This is a genomic window from Desulfamplus magnetovallimortis (assembly GCF_900170035.1).
In the GTDB taxonomy this organism is placed as follows: Bacteria; Desulfobacterota; Desulfobacteria; order Desulfobacterales; family Desulfobacteraceae; genus Desulfamplus; species Desulfamplus magnetovallimortis.
On record NZ_LT828551.1, the window covers coordinates 41877 to 64337 of the forward strand.

The following is a 22461-nucleotide window of genomic DNA, read 5'->3' on the forward strand; positions in this document are numbered from 1 at the left end:
CTCCATAAATTTAATAACTCAATTCTTATAACCATCTGAAAAGTAAAAAGTCAAGATATGCATCAAAAATGGAGAGATCAAAATGGAGTACATTCATTGACATTGCAAAGATTATCCTGTACTTAATTCTGTTAATATACTGTTTTTTTCTTGTTCAATTTCAATCAACTTAGGAACAGAGTCTAAATAACTTGCCCATACGCCTCAATTCCAGCACTCTTTTTATGGCTGTAGAGAGGAAGTTTGGTTAAGTTCTCAAAATCAACATCTTATTGCTTTTTCAGAAGTTATTGCCATTGTCTGAACCAGGATAACCAGGATGAATAGGATGCTAAGGATAGATAATCCTGCCTTATCCTGTTAATCTTGAGCATTCTGATTCAGACAGTGTTGACAAGGCTTACAAGACCATAGGTGTCGACTTTGAGTAAGTTATTTAAACCCATTACTTAGGAGCAATTCATGGGTAAAGAGAATATCATACAAATTGATAATCATCCGTTTACCTTTGAGCCTGGAGAGACCCTCCTGGAGGTGGCTGAGAGGAATAATATTTTTATCCCCACACTTTGCCATCTTAAAGGTACCACTCCAACAGGCGCATGTCGGGTATGTGTTGTTGAGGTGGAAGGCGCAAGGGATCTTGTCCCCTCATGTGCCACACCAGCCGCACCAGGCATGAAGGTACACAGCGAATCCCGGGAAGTCATCAAAGCCAGGAAAAATATCATCCAGTTGATGCTCTCATCCGGTAACCACAACTGTGCAATCAGAAAATTTGATCCGGATGACTGGACTTCATTCCATCTCAAGGTTCTCAATGATGACCAGTACAATGAACTATGTCCTGTTTGGGGAGACTGCAAGCTTCAGGATCTTGCATACAGGTATCAGGTTATCACAAAAGAGATGCCAATATCAGAATCCAAATACCCAATGGAGCGGGTAAATCCATTTATATTGAGGGATTTTTCCCGGTGCATTCTTTGCGGTCGATGTGTGCAGGCTTGCCGAGAGATACAGGTCAATAATGCAATTGATTTTGGTTACAGAGGAGCAGATGCCAAAATTGTTGCAGGTACTGATGTGCCGCTTAAGGATTCAGAGTGTGTCTTCTGCGGAGAATGTGTGCAGGTCTGCCCCGTGGGAGCACTTATCCCCAAAGAGACACTGGCAACAAAAAAACGCTTTGATGAATCAACTACAAACACAGTTAGAACAACCTGCTCATACTGCGGTGTTGGATGCCAGCTCAACCTTACAGTCCAGGACAATAAAATCGTTGAAGTCAACGGTGTTGATAATTGCCCTCCAAACAACGGCAGCCTGTGCGTAAAGGGTAGATATGGGTATCACTTTGTAAGCTCTGAAAACCGACTTACAACCCCTCTTATAAAGAAAAACGGCTCTCTTGAAAAAGTTGGCTGGGATGAAGCTCTTTCATTTGTTGCAGAAAAACTCAAAGAGATCAAGGAGAAGCACGGGGCAGATAAAATGGGCGTTCTCACATCTGCAAGAGTAACAAATGAAGATAATTACATTGCCCAGAAATTCACCAGAGCAGTTCTTAAGACCAACAATATAGATCATTGTGCACGACTTTGACACTCCTCCACAGTGGCCGGTCTGGCCGCAGCATTTGGAAGTGGCGCAATGACAAACACCATTGCTGATATTGAAACTGCGGATGTGATTCTTGTTACAGGTTCAAACACCACTGAAAATCATCCGGTACTTTCAACCTTTATAAAACGGGCTGCCATGAAGGGCACAACCGTTATTGTTATTGACCCAAGAAAGATAAAACTGACCGAACACTCTGCAAAATGGCTGCGTCCTACTCCTGGAACTGACATTGCGTGGATAAACGGCCTTATGCATGTCATAATTGAAGAAAATCTTATGGACAGCGATTTTATATCAAATCGCACAGAAGGTTTTGATGCTCTTCAAGAAACCGTAAAAAAATATACTCCTAAGTATGTTGAAGATATAACAGGTATTTCTTCAGATGATATAATTCAGACAGCCCGTATATTTGCAAAAGCCAAAAGAGCAAGTATATGTTACTGTATGGGTATAACCCAGCACACCTGTGGCACAGATAATGTAAAATCTCTTGCCAACCTCTCCATGCTCTGTGGACACCTGGGAAAACCCGGCGGTGGTGTCAATCCTCTCAGGGGGCAGAACAATGTTCAGGGTGCATGTGACATGGGCGGCCTTCCAAACGTTCTCACTGCATACCAGAAGGTTGATGATGCAGGAGCCTTGAAAAAATTTGAAACATCATGGAATATTACAGGATTATCATCAAAGCCTGGCCTTGCTGTTACAGAGATGATACAAAAAGCTGAACATGGTGATTTTAAGTCTCTTTATATAATTGGTGAAAATCCTCTGGTCTCTGACCCTGATCTAAACCACGCTGAAAAAGCCTTCAAAAATCTTGAATTTCTTGTGGTTCAGGATATTTTCCTTACGGAAACCGCATCCTTGGCAGATGTTGTTCTCCCATCCTTCTGTTTTGCTGAAAAAGACGGCACCTTTTCCAATACAGAAAGACGGGTTCAAAGGATAAGAAAAGCTGTTGAAGCCCCTGGATTTGCAAGGGAAGACTGGAAAATCATATGTGAAATTGCAACTCGCATGGGTACCCCCATGAAATATGACAATGCAGAGGAGATTTTTGAAGAGATAAGAAGTGTCACACCATCCTATGCCGGCATAACATGGGAACGCATTGATAAAATAGGCATTCACTGGCCATGCCCGACATTAGATCACCCTGGAACTCCTATTCTCCATACAGTTCAGTTTACAAGGGGAAAAGGGCTTTTCCATGCCATTGATCATCAACCTCCTGCAGAGCTTCCAGACAATGAGTATCCGTTGATGCTCACCACAGGAAGGGTAATATACCATTACCACACCGGTACAATGACAATGAAGTCCGAAGGGCTAAACATTATGTCACCAGAGTGTTTTGTTGAAATATCTTCAGGAGATGCAGACAGAATGGGCATTGCCAACGGTGAAATGATAAATGTCTTTTCAAGAAGAGGTAAAATAAAGGCAAGGGCACAGATTTCACCAAAAGCCGTCAATGGAACAGTTTTTATCCCGTTCCATTTTGCAAAGGCCGCTGCAAACCGTCTGACAAACGCCAAAATTGATCCAGTTGCCAAAATACCTGAATTCAAGGTATGTGCAATTACAATAGAAAAGGCAGCTTGAAAATAAATTGACCTGATCTATGAAAAACTCCCTATCCATATACGGAGAGGGAGTTTTTTTATTTGATTTCGATTATTACAAGTTTTATTATAAAGCCTCCATAACATGCTGACATAAATAACCTTTTATGTATCGTTGTGATGCGTTAGCAAACATGGGGGCTTATTAGAAAGTCTTCATAACATACTGATATATAAATAATTTTATGTATCATTGTGATACCTATCAGTCATGAGGGTTTATCAGCAATTCACCTCTCATATACTTTCTCATATCTTCAGGCACAGGTGCAGTAAAAAACATCCTACGCCCTGTCCATGGATGACGAAAGCTTAGTTTCCATGCATGCAGAAGATGCCGTTTAGCCTTATTTTTCATATCATCCACAATATCATAATTATATATATCTTTAACCCTTCTCGACTGTCCACCCTGACACAGTCCACCTGATCTCTTTCTGAAGTCACTTTTAAACCCATAGACACTATCCCCTATTAATGGGTGGCCCAACGCCTTAAAATGTACCCTGATCTGATGGGTTCTTCCTGTTTTCAGCTCTGCCTCAACAAGATCAGTACCATCATGCCGCTCTAATACCCGCCAAATTGTTTCTGCATAACGTCCCCGTTCAGCTTCATTAACAACTGACATCATTTTTCTCTTTACAGGATGGCGCCCTATGGGCATTACAACCCTCCCACTCATCTGCTCCAGGTTACCAGAAATAAAAGCAAGGTATTTTTTTTCAACTCTTCTGAACATGAACTCCTTCTTAAGAAATTCAAATGAAGGATTAGTGAGGGCAACCACCATTACACCACTTGTATCTCTGTCCAGCCGATGCACAATACCGGGTCTTAGAAAGTCATCTCCCACAGAAGATATCTCAGGGCAATAATCAAGCAAAGCATTTACAAGGGTTTTTTCAGTATTTCCTGGAGCAGGATGAACAACCATACCAGGAGGTTTATCAATCACTAATATGTGGGAATCCTTATAAAGAATGGATAGTTGAATGGGCTGAGGAACCGGAACCCCTTCATCGCCATTCGAAGAACAAATAGAGCCAGATACAATATCACCAACACTTACTTTATATGAAGCTTTTTTCCTCTCATCACCAACAAGAATGGCGCCCTCTTTCAACAGAGCAGAAATTCTTGATCTGGAATAATCAGGGCATTGAGCTGCCAAAAACAGATCAAGGCGCACCCCATGATAGTCTGACATGACAACAAATTTAATATCCATGGAATAACTCAAAATCTCGGTTAGAGTAAGGCATCTCTATGAATTTAAAAAACAAAAAACCGGCATCACTCATGTATTAGAGTAAGGCCGGTCTCAAAACTATATATTGGACTCAATTTTCTTCATTCTATAGTATTCCAGATAATATAATTGGCAAAAAAATTGTGGGTGCACTCCTTTTTGCTTGCCCTTCAAAATTGAGATGCCAAAATATTTTTCTGGAAATCAACATTGCCAAAAGGTGACAAAAATTAAAAACCATCAGGCAAACAGATTTTCAATCTCAACAATCATCTCTTTTTCATCAACAGATTTTGCCATGGAAAGCTCTTGCACAAGAAGACTCTGAGCAGTATCAAGTAACTTTCTCTCACCAAATGATAGATCCTTCTCAAGTTTCAGTTGAAACAGATCCCTATAAACTTCTGCAACATCATATATGGAACCCGTTTTTATTTTATCCATATATTCACGATACCTTCGATTCCAAGTCTGGTTATCAGGCACCTGCGCCTTCTCCTGCATGACTTTGTAAACCTGGGGAATCTCCTGTTCAGCAATAACTTCTCTCAGTCCCACAGAATCCACATTTGAAGTAGGAATCATGATAACCATTCCATTTTCAATGATTTTCATCATATAGAAGTTCATGTTCTCGCCATTAATTTCCTTACTCTCAATGGACTCAATACACCCCACCCCATGTGCAGGATAAACAGCCAGATCTCCCTTGTTGAATTCTTTTTTGCCAAGTTCACGAACAACTGTCATTATGACTTACCCCCTATAGTTAAGCACCAGTATTTTGTTGTGATTATTCACCAAACAGTACTGCTATCATCGAATAATATACCACAAGCTCATATTCTTATCAAACAAAAAAAGGGATATAAGAATCCAGAGAAAAATCAGTGTCTTGAAAAAACACTATTTGAAGGACAAATCAGGAAGCAGTGTCTTCAAAAAATACTATTTGAAGGAGAAATCAGGAAGCAGTGTTTTGAAAAAAACAACATTTGAAGGAGAAATCAGGAAGCAGTGTTTTGAAAAAAACAACATTTGAAGGAGAAATCAGGAAGGAGGGTTAGTATTAATGGTGTTCATGGCATGTTGAACGCCTTTTGAAATTATAATCTCACAAGCATCTGCTGCTTTAGAAACAATATTGGTAATCTCTGCTTTTTCTTCATTTGAAAATCTTCCGAGCACATGTGATGTCACGTTTTTTTCGCCACAATGGTCGGGACGGCCAACTCCAAGGCGTACCCTTATAAAATTTCTGCTGCCAAGAAGATCAATCAAAGAGCGGATTCCATTGTGTCCGCCATGACCACGATCTTTCACAATCATTATACGTCCGAGTTTAAGGTCAAGCTCATCATGAACAACAATTATACTGGGAAGATCAATGTTAAAGTAGGCAGATACTTTCTGTACAGGAAAGCCACTTCTATTCATGTAGGACATAGGCTTAACAAGAACAACAGAATCACCTGCAATCCTACCCCTTGCAGTCAGGGCATCAAAACGTGATTTACTGAAGGATAAAGAGTAGCGTCGGGCAAGCTCATCAGCCACAAGAAACCCCATATTATGACGGGTCTGGGAATACTCCTGACCAGGATTTCCCAGCCCCGCAATCATGTATGTCTTGTTTCTGATCATTACCCTTGATTATGCCTCAAGTTCTTCCTCTTCTTCTTCAACCTCTTCATCTGAATCAGAACCTGAAGTGACAGGTGGAACCACAGTAATTACAGTAAAATTAACCTCATGCGGAATCTCAATATCACTGCCAAGATCAATATCTTCAACATGAACTGCATCGCCCACATTAAGAGAAGAGACATCCACTGAAACAGATTCAGGGGTATCTGCAGGACGGCACCACAACTCAAGCTCCCTTCTGATAACCTGAAGAAGACCACCTGCTTTAACTCCAGGAGATGCACCCACAGGCTCAACAGGTACCATAACTGAAACCTTTTCATCCATGTCAATTTCCTGAAAATCAGCGTGAAGATAGTTCAGTCTGAATGTATCCATCTGAACTTCTTTCAGAAGTACGGTTCTGGAAGGTTTAGTGTCACCCGCTATATTAAGATTGATAAAAAGACCACTTGAGCCATTTTTTCTTATAAGCTCCGAAAATTCGTATGTATTGACTGCAATTGATTGAGGTTCAATTTTTGAGCCATAAAGAACCGCAGGTACTGACTTGTTTTTTCTCAAAGCACGAGCTGCTATTTTACCACTGCCTTTTCTGATTTCAGCTTTCAAATCAATAAGTTCCAATTTTCTTTCCTCCATGTCTGCATTCAAAGAAGGCAGCACTACAAAATATATTAAATCAACATACGTTAAACATCATTGTAGATTTTATTCCAAATGATCTTCCAAAAGAGATTGTTCCCAAAACGCAAATATGCAATCCCACCCTTCCCTTCAAATCTTGTCTTATATAAGATATTGGATATATCATCAACATAAAAAATTAAGCTGAACCGTTATGGCCTGATCGACACCGGTATCATGAACATAATAGAAAAATTTTCACGGTAAAGCAGAGATTATTTTAATGTCAAATCACAATACATCATATAAACAAGTGCAAAAAAGGATTAAAAAGATTGCATACAATCGAAATAAAAATCTAAACAAAAAGTGAATTTACTGAATCGCCTCTGTAACTTCTTATTATGGCCTCACCAACAAGCTTTGCAATGGAGAGCTGTCTAATTTTACTGCACTCCTGGGCTTTGGGTGCAAGAGGAATTGTATCAGTTACTGTCAAGGTTTTAAGGGAGGATTGCTCTAATCTGTCAACAGCCGGACCCGAAAGAACAGCATGAGTACAACAGGCATGGACTGACTTAGCACCCTTGGCTTCAAGAACCCCTGCTGCCTCTGTCAATGTTCCTGCCGTATCAACCATATCATCTAAAATAACTGCAACCTTATTTTCGACATCACCAATAATTGCCATGGCCTTTGCCTGATTTGGTGCGCTGCGGCGTTTATCAACAATTGCAAGTCCTGCATGCAAACGCTTTGCAAATGCCCTTGCACGCTCAACACCCCCTGCATCAGGAGAGACAACAACCAGTTCATCCTGAAAATTTGTTTTTATATAGTCAAGAATCACAGGAGCGGCATAAAGATTATCAACAGGAATATTAAAAAAACCCTGTATCTGGCCTGCATGAAGATCAAGGGTAATGACGCGGTTCACACCTGTATTTGTAAGCAGATCCGCCACAAGTTTGGCACTGATGGGGACCCTTGGCACAACCTTTTTATCCTGACGTGCATACCCGTAATAAGGGATAACCGCTGTAATATAGCTTGCAGAAGATCGTTTTAACGCATCAATCATCAACAGAAGTTCAAAAATAGTATCATTTACAGGGTGACAGGTTGATTGAATTACAAAACACTCCTGTCTTCTTACATTTTCCTGAATCTCAACCTGAATCTCTCCATCACTGAAACGGGTCAACTTTGTATTACCAAGGGGCCTTGAAAGATAATCGGATATTTTCTGGGCAAGGGGTAGATTTGAATTCCCTGAAAATATTGACATTGAATTCATAGCATCTCTCTTTGAAGCGCATTCTTTTTAAAAAATCTTTAGTTTTATGGCTGGGGCGGGAGGATTCGAACCTCCGAATGCAGGAATCAAAATCCTGTGTCTTACCGCTTGACGACGCCCCAGTATTTTTGACATGGACTTATGCATTAAGTCGCAATTATTGAAAGGACATTACCTATTATTGCTTACTCCTTGATTGATATATTATACAACAAAACTTGTCATAAAAACCCTTTTTCCGGTCTTATTCCATCTTTTGGCCAAAGCCTCATAGCAGTGTTTTGCCTTTATATAATCATCGAACAGTGCAAAAAAAGTTGAACCGCTTCCTGTCATCATTATCTTTTGCGGCACGCTTTCTATCAGCTCTTTCCTGAATTGTCCAATTTCGGGATACAGTGCACATGCAGAAATTTCAAGGTCATTGTGCATAATTCCATCAATATCCGACATCTTATTGTTGCCTGATGTTTTTAAGAGGGAGTTAATATTAAATTTAATCTGTTTTGTCAATCCCAAATCCAGATTTTTATATACTTCTGCAGTAGAAGCTGCGACTCCAGGATAAAACAGAAGTATAGATTCGGGCAAATCAGAAAGAGCTCCGATTGGGCAAATCTGCTCTCCGAACCCCTTTACAATCGAAGTACGGGCATCAATAAAAAACGGGATATCAGCTCCGATTTTAAAAGCAATCGTCATCAGTTCCTGCGGGGAAAAAGGCTGACCATAATAATGGTTCATGACTTTTAAAACTGCTGCTGCATTACTGCTTCCTCCACCAAGTCCGGCTCCAACAGGAATATTTTTCTCTATGGTTACACGAATTCCTTGGCGGTTGAGATAACCTGTTTTGCATGTCAAACTGCTAAAAAAAATACTGACAGCTTTAAATACAAGATTTGATTCATTTTCCGGAACATCAGGATGATCACAAATCACTGTGATTTCAGACTGATCAAACTCCACCGTCAATTTATCATGAAGCTCAATGCAGCTCATCAGCATTAGCAGTTCATGATAGCCACTTGGTGCTCTTTCTGTCACATAAAGAAACAGATTAATCTTTGCATAGGATTTTACCTGATGCATCAGCACTTTGCCTTTACATATGCAAGTTTAAGCTCATGATTGAGGCTCTTCATGAGTTTCTCTTCTTCAGAATCCAGGTTTCCATGAGTCTTTTGGGCCAGCATATCGATCATGTCAATGGTCTGCCTTGCCACTGAGAGATTTTTACTTCTGGAGCCTGTGGATGGATCAGGCATCTCTCCAAGCTGGACCAAAGCCGATGAGTATAACGATATCATAAATGTGGAAAAATCAACCGCAGGAAGGGAGTTGCATTGACATTTCTCCGGACCCGGCTCTGCACACTCGTTCATTACAAAATCCTTTCCCTGTGCTAACATACAAAACCTCCTTATCAGGAATGTGTATTAGATAATATTCCTCTATAACGGCCATAGCAGACACCCCTGCCACAACGAAGCATGAAAGCCCTGAAAAAAACCTTGAAATACGGGGACTTTCTTATAAAACGTACATGGCTGATGATAGCCACAATCGAAAAGATGAAAGTCGTTTTTAAAAACAGGCTGTTACCGAGACTTTCATATAAAAACGTACAGGCGGGTAGCCACCACAATAGAAGCGTTGAAAGCCATTTAAAAAAAAGCTGTTACGGGAACCTTGATGAACATGTAAAAAAAGTACAATGGCGAAAATTGATCAGTCAGAACCAACTAAAAATATTAATCTCAATTTTGGCATTCCTCACTTTTTACAAGGCCATCAACAATCATAAGCAGTAATAATCTTCAAACACTCAGTATAACAAAACAGAACAATTCAATTTATTGTATTCCTCAGAAGCAGTTGCAATAGAGAGTACATGCTCTTTATAATAAAAATTCTTTACGCAATAATACCCTCTATTTTCCCCATTAAATTCATTATAAAAAAGCAACATACTCTCACTGTCAGGTACCTTTGCGACCTTTACATATGAAAGATGTGAAATGCCTCTGCCCCTGGATTTCAGAACCGCTTCCTTGGCTGTAAAGACTCTAAAAAAAACTGTCTCTTTTTCATAAATGTTATCAAAAAATTCAGACTCTTCATCACTGCATATTTTTCTGAAAAGTGAAAGTCTAACTGGCTTTATCTCTTCAATATCAATGCCAACAGGAAATCTTGCAGCAACTCCTGCAACATATTTTGACTTATGGGTTATTGACCAATATACCCCTTCACACGGCAGAGGCTCCCCAAATTCTCCCTTTTTAAGGTGTTCAAGTGAAATATTTGAAGCTTCTGCCGAAACTAAAAGGGATCTTCGGGCACATACAGAAAGTGCCCTGTTTTTTTCCCGCACTTTAAGCCCGGCAACAAAGTCAGGCACCTTTAATATTGCAGGATAAAGCACTATGCAAGCTCCTGAGATTCCAGCATGATATCTTTGGCAACCACCATATTAATTAATGCTTCTTCAAGTTTAAACTGTCGGGTGATTTTACAGGCAATGCAAAGCTAAGAGGCATTTTCTACCCGATAATCAAACCTTGAAAGAACACTAGTCAGTGATAAGTTCATCAATTAGGAGCAGCTAATCCACGGGCTCAAGTTTGATAATAATGTCTGCAACAGTTGTACCCTCTCCCTCTTTATGCACAAAAAGCGGATTGATGTCCAGCTCCTTTATAACCGGATGGTTTTTAACCATGGCTCTGAGACTTACAAGATTTTTTTCAAGGGTTTCTATATCGGTTTTAGGCTCCCCCCGAAAACCATTTAAAATTGGATAACCTTTTATGCTTTTAATCATCCTTCTAACTACATTTCTTCCCATGGGGGCCATACGGAATACAACATCTTTGTAGAGTTCAACAAAGATTCCACCAAGGCCGAACATAACAGCATGACCAAAACCCGGATGACGGCTGACCCCAAGAATAACCTCTTTACCCTGTTTAGCCATCTGCTGTACAAGTACGCCATCAAGTTCAGCATCAGGCTTGTAGGCTCGTGCCCTTTCCATGATCATATTAAAAGTAGCCACAACATCAGAAGAATTTTCTATGCCAACCTTGACTCCACCTGCATCGGATTTGTGCAGAATCTGGGATGAAACAATTTTCATGACAACAGGATATCCAATGGATTCTGCGATACGAACAGCCTCTTCAGAAGATCGGGCAATCTCCATATCAAGAACATTAAATCCGTAACATTTAAGAAGGCGACTTCCCTCAAGCTCTCCCAGAACTGTCATACCCTTTTCCATACACTCATTTATAATTGCCTCTCCCTTTACCTTGTCAAATTCAATGTTGTACTGGGGAAGCACTCTTCTGGAGAGCCAGCGTGTCTGTGCATAAAGAGCACCCAGAGCACGGGCAGCACTTTCCGGAAACTGATACACTGGTACGTGATTTTTTTGAAGTAATCCAACACCATCGGAAACATCCACAACACCCATAAATGCACATACAATTGGCTTTACCGCTGACCTGGCAATCTTGACAATTGCCTCGGCAGTACCTACAGCGTCTGTCATTGACTGTGGTGTCAAAATAATCAGGACACTGTCAACTCCAGGGTCGCTTATTACGGTGGCAAGGGTGTTTTCATACCGATCCCTTGCAGCATCTCCTATAACATCAACTGGATTGTGAAAATTGGCAGTGGGTGGAAGATACTTATGCAACTCCTTAATGGTTTCCTCGGAAAACACAGCCAGTTTCAAGCCAGAATGCTCGCTCATATCTGTGGCAATTATGCCAGGGCCGCCTGCATTGGTGACAATTGCAATTCTGTCACCCTGGGGAACCTTTTTTGAAGCAAGCACTTCGGCATAATCAAAAAGCTCGTTAACTGTGTGGCAACGTATGATTCCTGACTGCTCAAATATGGCATCATAAATCGTATCAGAACCCGCAAGTGATCCTGTATGGGATGCAGCAGCCGCAGCCCCAGCATCGGATGTTCCTGATTTTATTACAATAACAGGAGTGGGGTTGATACCAGATGTCATCTCTCTTACCTCGGAGATAAACTCTTCGGCGCTCCTTGAAAGCTCCTCCATATAAATCATCACAACATCTGTATTGGGGTCTTTGTGGTAATAGCGCAGCAGATCCAGCTCGTCAACATCGGCCTTATTACCAATGGATATAAACTTTGAAAAACCAAAACCCTTGTCAGCGGCAAAGTCAAGGACTGCGGTACAAAGAGCACCACTTTGGGATATAAATGATATATTGCCGGCAGAAGGCATTCTTTTGGAAAAACTTGCATTAAGAGAAACTGACGGGGCAGGATTTATAACTCCAAGGCAGTTAGGCCCAACCAGTCTGATATTAGCTTCCCTACACATATTCTGTATCTTTTTTTCAATTTCAAGCCCCTCTCCACCAACCTCCTTAAATCCTGCTGAGACAATCACAACCCCTTTTACACCTTTGGCAATACAGGTTTCAACTGCATTTAATGAGAGCCTCGGCGGTAAAATGATCATGGCAAGATCCACAGGGTCCGGAATATCAGTAATGCTTCCGTAACATTTAACACTTAATATTGATTTAGCTTTGGGATTAACAGGGTAAAGGGTTCCCTGGTAACCTCCATAAAGGATATTTGCAAAAATATCATGACCAACTTTGCCTTTCTGGGTGGAAGCCCCAAGAACAGCTATGGAATCAGGTGCAAATATGGCATCAAGCTTATCCATAAAAAAATCTCCATCAAGGGGCTTTTGTGCCGGAATTTATTGTTGACAACACCTTTTCCATCATCAAATCTACAGAAGTTACTGCTGGGGAATCATCAGGCAGTTCAATAAGGGATCTTCTATCCATGTCAAACTCAAGAAGTGAGTCATCAGAAGGTATGGACGCCACAACAGGAATACCTATTTTTGTAACCTCATCCATAAAAGTGATGCCAAGCTTTTCAGGAGCTCTATTGACAACAAGACCAACATTTCCAACAGTCAGTTTCAGGTCACCAAGCATTGAGTGAATCCTCCCAACAGCTCTCAATCCCCTCAAGGCATAGTCAGTCACCAAAAGCAACATATCCACCTTGCCTGAAGTGCGCCTGCTTAAATGCTCCATGCCAGCCTCATTATCCACAAGAAGATATTTGTAGTTTTTCTCAAGCTCTTCTGTAAAACGATTAAGGATATTGTTAACCATGCAGTAACATCCCTGGCCCTCCTGACGTCCCATAACAAGAAGGTCAAACTCTTTTCTCTCCATCAATACCTGATTCATGAGCATCTCAAGATAAACAATCTTGTCCATCCCTGAAGGAACGCCCTGGGGATCCTTCATAAAATTTTCACGGATATCTCCGACTGTCTTTTCAACATTCATTCCAAGGGTTTCTCCAAGATTGCTGTTGGGATCAGCATCAACAGCTAAGATAGGAGAGTGTCCCCTCTTTGACAGGTAGCGCAGAACAAGGGATGCCACAGTTGTTTTACCAACTCCACCTTTACCGGCAAGTGCTATAATTTTACTCATTACGTCTCCAAGATGTATCTTTTTATATATTTTCGGAAAATAAAAAAAGTCTAATAAATAATAATCCGACCTTTGTCGCAGTGATTCTTCTCCCATAAAAAATATAAAATAACAAGATGTTCGTGAAAATCAAGCCTCAAGCTCTCCACTTTCAGATTTACCTTGCACAGATATATGGCAATATACTATTCTCCATACTTACTCAAAATCGACATTTTGATGGTTTTTTAAATACTAAATAAAAACAAAATAGAAACGGATATTAAAATGGGTTTAACAACACAGGATATTTTAAAAAAAATCAACTACATTGAAGCAGATATGGAGATTCACAGACAGATTATTTTTTCCATTCCTTCAGATAATAAACAGGAGATCGAAAACACTCTTCGTCTCATTTCGCAAAAAAAGGATCAGGTAGCTAAACTGAGAACACAAATAAAAGAGATCGATCCGGAAGAGTTTGAGAGGATTGTGCGTTTTGAAGAAGCATCCGCAAAATTCAAGAAACTTGCTTCTGAAAAAAAATTCAAGGAGATTATAGCCCTGAGTGAGTCACAGGAGTGCATATTAAAATTAAAAAACAATGACAGCCTACCATGCCTTGTAAAAGCCAAGGATGAGTCAGGGGAGTGGACTGTTTTGACATTTGACGGGGAGATAAGAACTTACTCTGGGGATGAGGTTGAGATTTAGATTCTTATCAGGCTTTTAAAAAAGGGCAGGCATTTAAAAATATATACCTGCCCTTTTGATCTGAATCTCAATATAACGTACATGGCGGATGCCCGCCACAATCGAAGGAATGAAAGTTGTTCTAAAAACAGCTATTTATTGAGACTATCATATAAAATAAAATCAGCATCTTAAGACTTAAAACACTAATTATCGACTTTTTTACACATTCAACTAAATTGCTTTATGCTTTTTTCTTGATGGCATACTGTGCTGATTTCAGAGTATTTTTCATGAGCATGGCAATGGTCATTGGCCCTACGCCACCTGGTACAGGTGTAATTTTCCCTGCAATCTCTTTGGCTTTCTCAAAATCAACATCGCCCTTGAGAATTGCCTTACCTGTTTTTTCATTCATACCAACACGATTCACACCAACATCAATAACTGTGGCACCAGGTTTTATCCACTCTGGTTTTACAAGATCCGGTACACCGGCAGCAACTATCAGAATATCAGCTCTTTGGCAGTGAGCTGCCAGATCTTTTGTTCTTGTATGAACGATGGTGACAGTACTGTTGGCACCCACACCTTTCTGGGCCATCATCATTGCAATGGGTTTACCCACAATATTTGAACGCCCAACAACAACAACCTCAGCTCCTGACGTCTCAGTACCGGAACGAACTATCATCTCCTGGATACCGGCAGGTGTACAGGGAAGGAAAATAGCCTCATCTCCGCCAATCATAAGTCGTCCGACATTAACAGGGTGAAATGCATCCACATCCTTGTCCGGGTTAATGGCGTTGAGAATCTTCTTATCATCAATATGCTTTGGCAGTGGAAGCTGCACAAGAATTCCGTGGATTTCTGGATCATTATTGTATTTATCAATAAGTGCCAGCAGATCCGCTTCTGAAATATCATCAGGCTGATCATCCTGAATCTCTTTAAAACCAACACTTAAAGCTGTTTTAACCTTGAGAGTCACATAACTAATAGATGCTGGACTGCTACCCACAAGGATAGTTACAAGGCCCGGAACCATGCCATGTTTAGCCTTCATCTCTTCAACTTCTGCTTTAACTTCTGCAAGGATATCCTTGCGTATCTCGGTACCACTTATAAGTTCTGCGGTCATTCTTCATCTCCCTATGCTCAACACAGAAATAATGAACACTGTTGATTTCACAAACTGCATAAAGCAATAATTACAAATATCCCATATTAAAAACATAATTGTAGAGACAAGGCATGCCTTGTCTCTACATTATGCGTTTTTTTCTCAAGCTGCTGTTTTTCTCAAGCTTATATAATGACAAAGCCTGAAACAAGCTGCTGTTTTCTCAAGCTTTTATAATGAGAAACCCTGAAATAACGTGGTTTAGAATACACCTTCAACCTTGCCTGTTTCAAGGTTAACGTCAACCCGTTTGAAAGCAGGATTGGAACCTGTACCTGGCATAAGACTTATGGTACCTGCAACAGGCACGATAAATCCGGCTCCACCATATGTGAGAACCTCCCTGATTTTGAGGGTCCAGCCAGTGGGAACTCCCTTGAGGGCAGGATTGTCTGAAAGTGACAGATGTGTTTTTACCATGCACATACCCATTTTTGACAGCTCAGGATCGGCCTGGATTCTGTCAATGGCAGCATTGGCTTCGTTAGAGTATTCAACACCGTCTGCGCCATAAACTTCTTTGGCAATGAGGCCGATTCTCTCTTTAATGGGCATATCAAGCTCATAGAGGAATTTAAACTCTGTCTTCTCTTCACAGGCTTCAATAACTGTCTCTGCAAACTCAATGGCTCCGTCACCACCTTTTTCCCAGTGACGGGAGAGAGCAACCTTGGCGCCTTCTGCCTCACTCAGCTCACGAACCTTGGCAATCTCAGCATCGGTATCTGTATAAAATGCATTGATACATACAACAGGAGAGATACCAGCTTTTCTAACGTTTCTGATGTGATGAATAAGGTTTGCACAACCTTTTTCAACCCACTCAACATTCTCTGTAAGATACTCCTGGGGCATTGGTTTTCCTGGTACAGGCACAGGAGCACCACCGTGGCATTTCAATGCCCTGATTGTGGCAACAACAACTGCACAGTCAGGTACAAGGCCACTGAAGCGGCATTTAAGGTTCCAGAACTTCTCAAATCCGATATCAGCACCAAATCCAGATTCTGTTACATGGTAATCAGCAAGTTTGAGACCAACTCTGTCAGCAATAATTGAACTCTGGCCAATTGCGATATTTGCAAAAGGACCTGCATGGACAATAACCGGCTGACCTTCAAGGGTCTGCATCAGAGACGGATTAAGAGCATCAACCATCCAAGCTGTCATTGCACCTGCAACCTGAAGATCTTCTGTGGTAACAGGTTTGCCTTTTTTGGTGTATGCAACAACTATCTTGCCCATTCTTTCACGCATATCCTTAAGATCACGGGATACGGAAAGAATTGCCATAACCTCTGAAGATACGGCAATACCGAATTTTGATTTCATCATGAAACCATCGGATTTTCCATTAACACCATCAATACCAATAATGATATTTCGCAGTGCCTGGCAGCAGAAATCCATGATCCAGCCCATCTCAACCCTTGTGGGATCAATGTCAATGCGTTTCATGCCGGAGAGTCTTTCAAGCTGTTCGTCAGTGTAGTTTCTCTCATGCTGCAGACGGGATGTAAGTGCAACCATTGCAAGGTTATGTGCATTCATGATGGCATTGATATCGCCGGTGAAACCAAGGGAAAAAGGTGTAAGAGGGATACACTGTGCAAGGCCTCCACCTGCGGCAGAACCCTTGATATTCATGGTAGGTCCGCCTGAAGGCTGACGAATGGCCGCACAAACGTTCTTCCCAAGTTTGCCAAGTCCCTGCACAAGACCCATGGAAGAAGTTGATTTTCCTTCTCCAAGTGGAGTCGGAGTAATAGCTGTCACATCAATGTATTTTCCATTAGGCTTGTCTTTAAGACGCTCAAGCACAGCCCTGAAATCAATTTTCGCGATGTAATGTCCCTGGGGAAGAAGTTCTTCCTTTGTGAGCCCAAGCTTTTCACCGATTTCATAGATGGTCAGCATGTCTTTTTCTGCATCCTGTGCAATTTCCCAGTCAGCATGTTTGGTTGGATCTAATGCCATTTTAAAACTCCTTTTTTGAAAATAATGTTTAAGCTCATCATAACAGATGATCACATCATAAATAACATAATTTAACTTGCCATTACAAAACCCTGTCTCATTTTCATGATATAGGGTAGCCGATTAAAGCCAAGAGCATCAGCAAGTAAATTTAATTGGCATACTCCACTCTACACTTTAAAAAGGGCTTTTCTCCTTATAATTAGTATTCTTGATCAAAAAAGTGTAAACTACTTTTATGATCATATAAAGGGTGCCCTATTTTGTAGTGAATATGAAAAAACCATTTAATTTTAATAAAATTACAAAAATAATCCGTGATCAGATATTGAAATGAGCCATTCCAGAAGCCTGCAAACGTTGAAGCCTACAATAATTTATTTAAAAGTATTATTAGCGGTTATACGTACCATAAATACATTTCGGACAAAATGTTAATGAGAAGTGAGTTTTCGGAATAATCTTATAATGAGCATTGACAGTCAAGAAATATTTGCACAATCAGCCAAAAAAAATCTCTATGGCACCTATCATCAACAATAGAATTGAGCCAATGCTTTTAAAAAAATCAACTGAACAGAATTCATTTATTAATCATATCAAATATTTTCAACATAGAATTAACATTCTACTGCTTTCATTTTCATCAAGAATTAATGCACTCATCTATTGACAAAAGGTTACCCTGCCTGTAAATATTCTGATGGTTAATTCAGGAGACACCTTTTGCAGCCATGAAGTTAAATGAACATAATTTAAATATACATAAAAGGGGCATCCTAAAAAACAGTACATTTACATGAGCAGGAATTCCTTTTTTTTCTCTACTACCTGTTCAAAATAATGTAAAGCATTTCGGCACTCTTCAGATTACTTTATGATCAAGTTTCATTTTTTTTAGATTTATCCACAACAGCATATGTTTAATCCAAAAAATGGAATGTTGCAGGTGAAGGATGCCAGAGTATTTCAGGATGATTTGAAAGATACCCACAATTTTAAGGTTATTAAACAGATCAATTATGAATATATCTCCAAAATACTGTTTTTTAAAAACTTTCAATCCCCTTTGTGCAATCCCCGGTCAAGCTCTTTTTTTGGCTTTCCATATGATTTAGTTATAAACAATCATATTACTGATAGTAACCCGCAACCATTTAATAATCTATCCATAAGGAGGTAAAAGTGGGATTTGAAATTACTAAAGAATCCTATGCCGGCGCAATCAAAGGTATTACCATTGGAAAAGGTGACAATACCCTCACAATTGGTGCCGAATCATGTTATCCTTTTTACCAGTTTGAAGGAGACATGCCAAACAAACCCGTCATCGCCATGGAAATATGGGACATGGAACCCCAGGACTGGCCAGCAAGTGCCCTGGCACCTTTTAAGGATGTTATATCAGATCCGGCTGCCTGGGCAAAAAAATGTGTGGAAGAATTTGGGGCACAAATTATTGTTCTTCAGTTGAAAAGTATTGATCCCAATGATCAGGACGCTTCTCCAGAAGATGCTGCCGCAACTGTCCAGAAAGTCATTTCAGCCATCAATGTCCCTCTGGTTGTCTGGGGATGCACCTCACCTGCCAAAGACGAAGCTGTTCTTAAAAAAATCGCAGAGGTATGCCAGGGAGAAAACCTGATTCTCGGCCCTGTGGAGGAGAAGAACTACAAAGGTATTGGCGCTGCTGCTATGGGATATGGCCACACAGTGATATCCTCATCTCCCATTGATGTCAACCTTGCCAAGCAGGTTAACATTCTTCTTGAAAACCTCGGAGTTCCCTTAAACAAGGTAATTGTTGATCCCACAACCGGTGGTCTAGGGTATGGTCTTGAATACACCTACTCTGTTATGGAGCGTCTAACAATGGCTGCCATGACCCAGGGTGACGATAAACTCCAGAACCCCATTATAAACAACCTTGCAAACGAAGTATGGAAATGCAAGGAGGCCAAACAGACCGCAGAAGAGGCACCTGAACTTGGTGACCCTGAACGTCGTGCCATACTGATGGAAGCTGTTGGTGCTGTATCCTACTTTATGGCTGGTTCCAATATCATGATAATGCGCCATCCAGAAGCAATCAAGCTTGCAAAAGCCTTTATTGAACTTATCAGCAATGGCGGCTCTGCAGCAGATATTGCTCCCATCGCCAAACGCCTTGACGATGTTGAGATTGACTTTGCAGCTCTTGCACCAGCTCCGGATCTTTCAATTGAAGAGGCCAAGGCTGCGGCTCCTGCTGCCAAACCTGCTGCTCCAAAAGCAGAAGCTCCAAAACCTGCTGCCGCTGCCGCTCCTGCTGCTCCAAAGGCTGAAGCTGCTCCTGCACCAAAAGCTGAAGCTGCTCCTGCTGTTGATGCAAAGGCACAGGCTGAAGCTGAAGCAAAAGCAAAAGCTGAGGCAGAAGCAAAGGCAAAGGCTGATGCAGAAGCAAAAGCAAAAGCTGACGCTGCTGCCAAGGTAAAAGCTGAAGCCGACGCAAAAGCAAAAGCTGAAGCTGATGCAAAAGCCAAAGTTGAAGCAGAGAAAAAAGCTGCATCTGATGCTGCTGCCAAAATTGAGGCTGAAGAGCAGGCTCTCAGGGAAAAACGCGCTGCGGAACAGGCAAAACACAAGACAGCACAATCTTCGGCACCTGCTGCCCCTGTAAGCATGACCCCTGCCAAAGAGCAGTTGTCGGAACTTGACAAGATTCTGAAGGGTCTTGATAGAGTACACAAGAGAGTGTAATAAGAGTATCCAATACTATTTTACTTGTTCATAGCTCATGACAAGTACTTACATAACAGGAGGAGGAACCTCTAATGGCAGAAGTAAAAAAAGATAAGGGTCCCAAATTAGCAGACCCCATTGAATCCACAATTGATTTAGCTACCCAGGAAATGATCACAAGATCCCATAAGCTTGGTGTTGAAACTGTCTTTGACAGAGCCTTGAATATGAAACAGTGTAATATCGGACTTCAGGGTATATGCTGCAAAAACTGTGCAATGGGACCATGCAGACTGCCCCTTCCCAAAGGCGGCATTGAAGGTGAGGATACCCGTAAGGGACTTTGCGGTGCCACTGCAAATACAATTGCTGCAAGAAACTTTATCAGAATGATCGCAGGTGGTGCTGCCGCCCATTCAGATCACGGAAGATCTGTTGCTGAAGTGTTTATGGCTGCTGCAAGAAAAGAGAGCGATGCATACACAATAAAAGATACTGAAAAACTCCTTGCTGTTGCACCTCACCTTGGAGTTGCAGTTACCGTTGAAGTTGACGGTGAAACCCTTGACAGAGATATTGACGAAATAGCCCTTGAAGTTGGTGAAAAAGCACTGAATGAATGGGGTAAAGCCGACGGCGAACTTCTCTATCTGAAACGTGCACCCCAGCCTCTTTATGAAAAATGGGAAAAATATGGTGTAAAACCAAGAAACATTGACAGGGAAATTGTTGAGATCATGCACCGCACACACATGGGTGTTGACCAGGATTACAAAAACCTCATCAAGCAGGGTACAAGAGCATGTCTGGCTGATGGATGGGGCGGCTCAATGCTGGCAACGGATCTTCAGGATATCCTCTTTGGAACACCATATCCGCTCCAGTCTGAAGCCAATCTTGGTGTAATGAAAAAAGATCATGTAAACATCATCATTCATGGACATGAGCCTGTACTGTCCGAGGTTATTGTTGCTGTTGCACAGTCCCAGGAGATGATTGACTATGCAAAAAGCAAAGGCGCAAACGGTATCCAGCTTGGCGGTATCTGCTGTACAGCCAATGAGATGCTCCAGCGTCACGGTGTCCCCACAGCCGGTAACTACCTCCAGCAGGAACTTGCAATTATAACTGGTGCCTGCGATGCAATGGTTGTTGATATCCAGTGTATATTCCAGAACCTTGCAAATGTAGCAAAATGCTTCCACACAAAACTTATCACAACCCACCCAATTGCCAGAATGGAGCAGGAAAACGTTATCCACATCGAATTCAATGAGCACTATGCACTTGAAGATGCCACACGTATTGTAAAAATGGCAATTGATAACTTTGAGAACCGTGATGCAGATGTCATGATTCCCCAGCACAAGTCAGCCCAAATTGCAGGCTTTGGCGTGGAATCCATCAAATACCACCTTGGTGGAACATTCCGTGGAACATACTACACCCTCAATGATAATATCATCAATGGCCGAATCCGTGGTATTGCAGGTGTTGTAGGATGTAACAATGCCAGAACAAAACATAATGAACATCACATCACTATCATAAAAGAGCTGATCAAAAACGATGTAATTGTTCTCAGTACCGGATGCAGTGCTATTACTGCTGCTATGCACGGCCTTCTCACCCCTGAAGCTGCTGCGGTTTACTGCGGGCCAGGCCTTGCAGAGATCTGTGAAACTGTTGGTATTCCACCTGTTCTTCATCTTGGCTCATGCGTTGATAACAGTCGTATTCTTCTTGCTGCAACAGAGGTTGTCAAAGCTGGCGGCCTTGGAAATGATATTGCTGACCTGCCTGCTGCCGGAAGTGCTCCCGAGTGGATGAGTGAAAAAGCCATCTCCATTGGCCATTATTTTGTAACATCTGGTGTCTATACAGTATTTGGCGGTACTCTGCCTACATTTGGAGCTCCTGTATTCCAGGATTATCTTTTCAAAGAGATGGAGAAGATGTACGGAGGAATGTGGGATGTGACTGAAGACCCAATTGAACATGCACATAAAATGATTGCCCATATTGACAAAAAGCGTAAAGAGCTTGGCATTGACAAGGCCAGAGAAAGAGTTCTCATGGATATGGCGGATCGCCAGAAACTTGAAGCCTAATCTGTTTATGGGTATGTCAGATCCCAGGGCACCTGAAGCTTGATTTGTTTATGGATATCTCAAATCTCCGGATACAGAGATGTTTGATTTGCTTATGAGTACCCCACTGTTTATGGATATCTCAAATAACCGGAATACTTGAAGCTTTGTTTATTCATGGACAGGACTAAAACGTAAGAATTT

16 protein-coding genes and 1 tRNA gene are annotated in these 22461 nt (G+C 41.3%); 4 read left to right on the plus strand and 13 right to left on the minus strand.

Annotation, left to right across the window (positions count from 1 at the left end):
* Positions 1 to 462 precede the first annotated feature (462 nt).
* Positions 463 to 3237, plus strand: coding sequence for a formate dehydrogenase subunit alpha (gene fdhF / locus MTBBW1_RS18155; RefSeq protein ID WP_080805663.1), 2775 nt, complete (start codon positions 463 to 465; stop codon positions 3235 to 3237).
* A 225-nt stretch (positions 3238 to 3462) separates the two neighbouring features.
* Here the strand turns inward: fdhF and MTBBW1_RS18160 are convergent, their stop codons facing one another.
* The 11 genes from MTBBW1_RS18160 to MTBBW1_RS18215 form a co-directional block, all read right to left on the minus strand.
* A complete protein-coding gene (locus tag MTBBW1_RS18160; RefSeq protein WP_080805665.1) occupies positions 3463 to 4488 on the minus strand; it encodes an RluA family pseudouridine synthase in 1026 nt (341 codons plus the stop codon).
* A 261-nt stretch (positions 4489 to 4749) separates the two neighbouring features.
* Positions 4750 to 5259, minus strand: coding sequence for a CarD family transcriptional regulator (locus tag MTBBW1_RS18165; protein WP_080805667.1), 510 nt, complete (start codon positions 5257 to 5259; stop codon positions 4750 to 4752).
* Positions 5260 to 5559: 300 nt separating this feature from the next.
* The gene (gene pth / locus MTBBW1_RS18170; protein ID WP_080805669.1) at positions 5560 to 6153 is read right to left on the minus strand and encodes an aminoacyl-tRNA hydrolase; all 594 of its coding nucleotides are present in this window, start codon (positions 6151 to 6153) and stop codon (positions 5560 to 5562) included.
* Between the two features lie 9 nt (positions 6154 to 6162).
* Positions 6163 to 6783 (minus strand): 50S ribosomal protein L25, encoded by a 621-nt coding sequence (locus MTBBW1_RS18175; protein ID WP_080805671.1) that lies wholly within the window; start codon positions 6781 to 6783, stop codon positions 6163 to 6165.
* Positions 6784 to 7141: 358 nt separating this feature from the next.
* A complete protein-coding gene (locus tag MTBBW1_RS18180; RefSeq protein ID WP_080805673.1) occupies positions 7142 to 8080 on the minus strand; it encodes a ribose-phosphate diphosphokinase in 939 nt (312 codons plus the stop codon).
* A 47-nt stretch (positions 8081 to 8127) separates the two neighbouring features.
* Positions 8128 to 8202: transfer RNA gene (locus tag MTBBW1_RS18185), tRNA-Gln, on the minus strand.
* A gap of 82 nt (positions 8203 to 8284) precedes the next feature.
* Positions 8285 to 9172: a 4-(cytidine 5'-diphospho)-2-C-methyl-D-erythritol kinase gene (ispE, locus tag MTBBW1_RS18190; protein ID WP_080805675.1), complete on the minus strand. Its 888-nt coding sequence runs from the start codon at positions 9170 to 9172 to the stop codon at positions 8285 to 8287.
* Entirely contained in the window at positions 9172 to 9492 is a 321-nt protein-coding gene (locus MTBBW1_RS18195) for a DUF1844 domain-containing protein (protein WP_080805677.1), read from the minus strand. Before MTBBW1_RS18195 ends, ispE begins: the two co-directional genes overlap by 1 nt.
* A 416-nt stretch (positions 9493 to 9908) precedes the next feature.
* Positions 9909 to 10508, minus strand: coding sequence for a 4'-phosphopantetheinyl transferase family protein (locus MTBBW1_RS18205; protein ID WP_186441460.1), 600 nt, complete (start codon positions 10506 to 10508; stop codon positions 9909 to 9911).
* A 180-nt stretch (positions 10509 to 10688) separates the two neighbouring features.
* Complete coding sequence (gene acs, locus MTBBW1_RS18210) at positions 10689 to 12812, minus strand: acetate--CoA ligase alpha subunit (protein ID WP_080805683.1); 2124 nt, start codon at positions 12810 to 12812, stop codon at positions 10689 to 10691.
* A gap of 13 nt (positions 12813 to 12825) precedes the next feature.
* A complete protein-coding gene (locus MTBBW1_RS18215; protein WP_080805685.1) occupies positions 12826 to 13608 on the minus strand; it encodes an ATP-binding protein in 783 nt (260 codons plus the stop codon).
* A gap of 267 nt (positions 13609 to 13875) precedes the next feature.
* Here MTBBW1_RS18215 and MTBBW1_RS18220 point away from each other — a divergent pair, with 267 nt between their 5' ends.
* Positions 13876 to 14304 carry a hypothetical protein gene (locus MTBBW1_RS18220; RefSeq protein WP_080805687.1) on the plus strand — a complete coding sequence of 143 codons (429 nt, stop codon included), beginning with the start codon at positions 13876 to 13878 and terminating at the stop codon, positions 14302 to 14304.
* A gap of 223 nt (positions 14305 to 14527) precedes the next feature.
* On the opposite strand, the gene folD is transcribed toward MTBBW1_RS18220, so the two are convergent.
* Positions 14528 to 15427: a bifunctional methylenetetrahydrofolate dehydrogenase/methenyltetrahydrofolate cyclohydrolase FolD gene (gene folD / locus MTBBW1_RS18225; protein WP_080805689.1), complete on the minus strand. Its 900-nt coding sequence runs from the start codon at positions 15425 to 15427 to the stop codon at positions 14528 to 14530.
* A gap of 243 nt (positions 15428 to 15670) precedes the next feature.
* Positions 15671 to 17446: a formate--tetrahydrofolate ligase gene (locus MTBBW1_RS18230; RefSeq protein ID WP_080805691.1), complete on the minus strand. Its 1776-nt coding sequence runs from the start codon at positions 17444 to 17446 to the stop codon at positions 15671 to 15673.
* Between the two features lie 1185 nt (positions 17447 to 18631).
* Here MTBBW1_RS18230 and MTBBW1_RS18240 point away from each other — a divergent pair.
* Both MTBBW1_RS18240 and cooS read left to right on the plus strand, forming a co-directional pair.
* Positions 18632 to 20185: an acetyl-CoA decarbonylase/synthase complex subunit delta gene (locus MTBBW1_RS18240; RefSeq protein WP_080805696.1), complete on the plus strand. Its 1554-nt coding sequence runs from the start codon at positions 18632 to 18634 to the stop codon at positions 20183 to 20185.
* Between the two features lie 74 nt (positions 20186 to 20259).
* Entirely contained in the window at positions 20260 to 22278 is a 2019-nt protein-coding gene (gene cooS / locus MTBBW1_RS18245; RefSeq protein ID WP_080805699.1) for an anaerobic carbon-monoxide dehydrogenase catalytic subunit, read from the plus strand.
* The last annotated feature ends 183 nt before the right edge of the window (positions 22279 to 22461 follow it).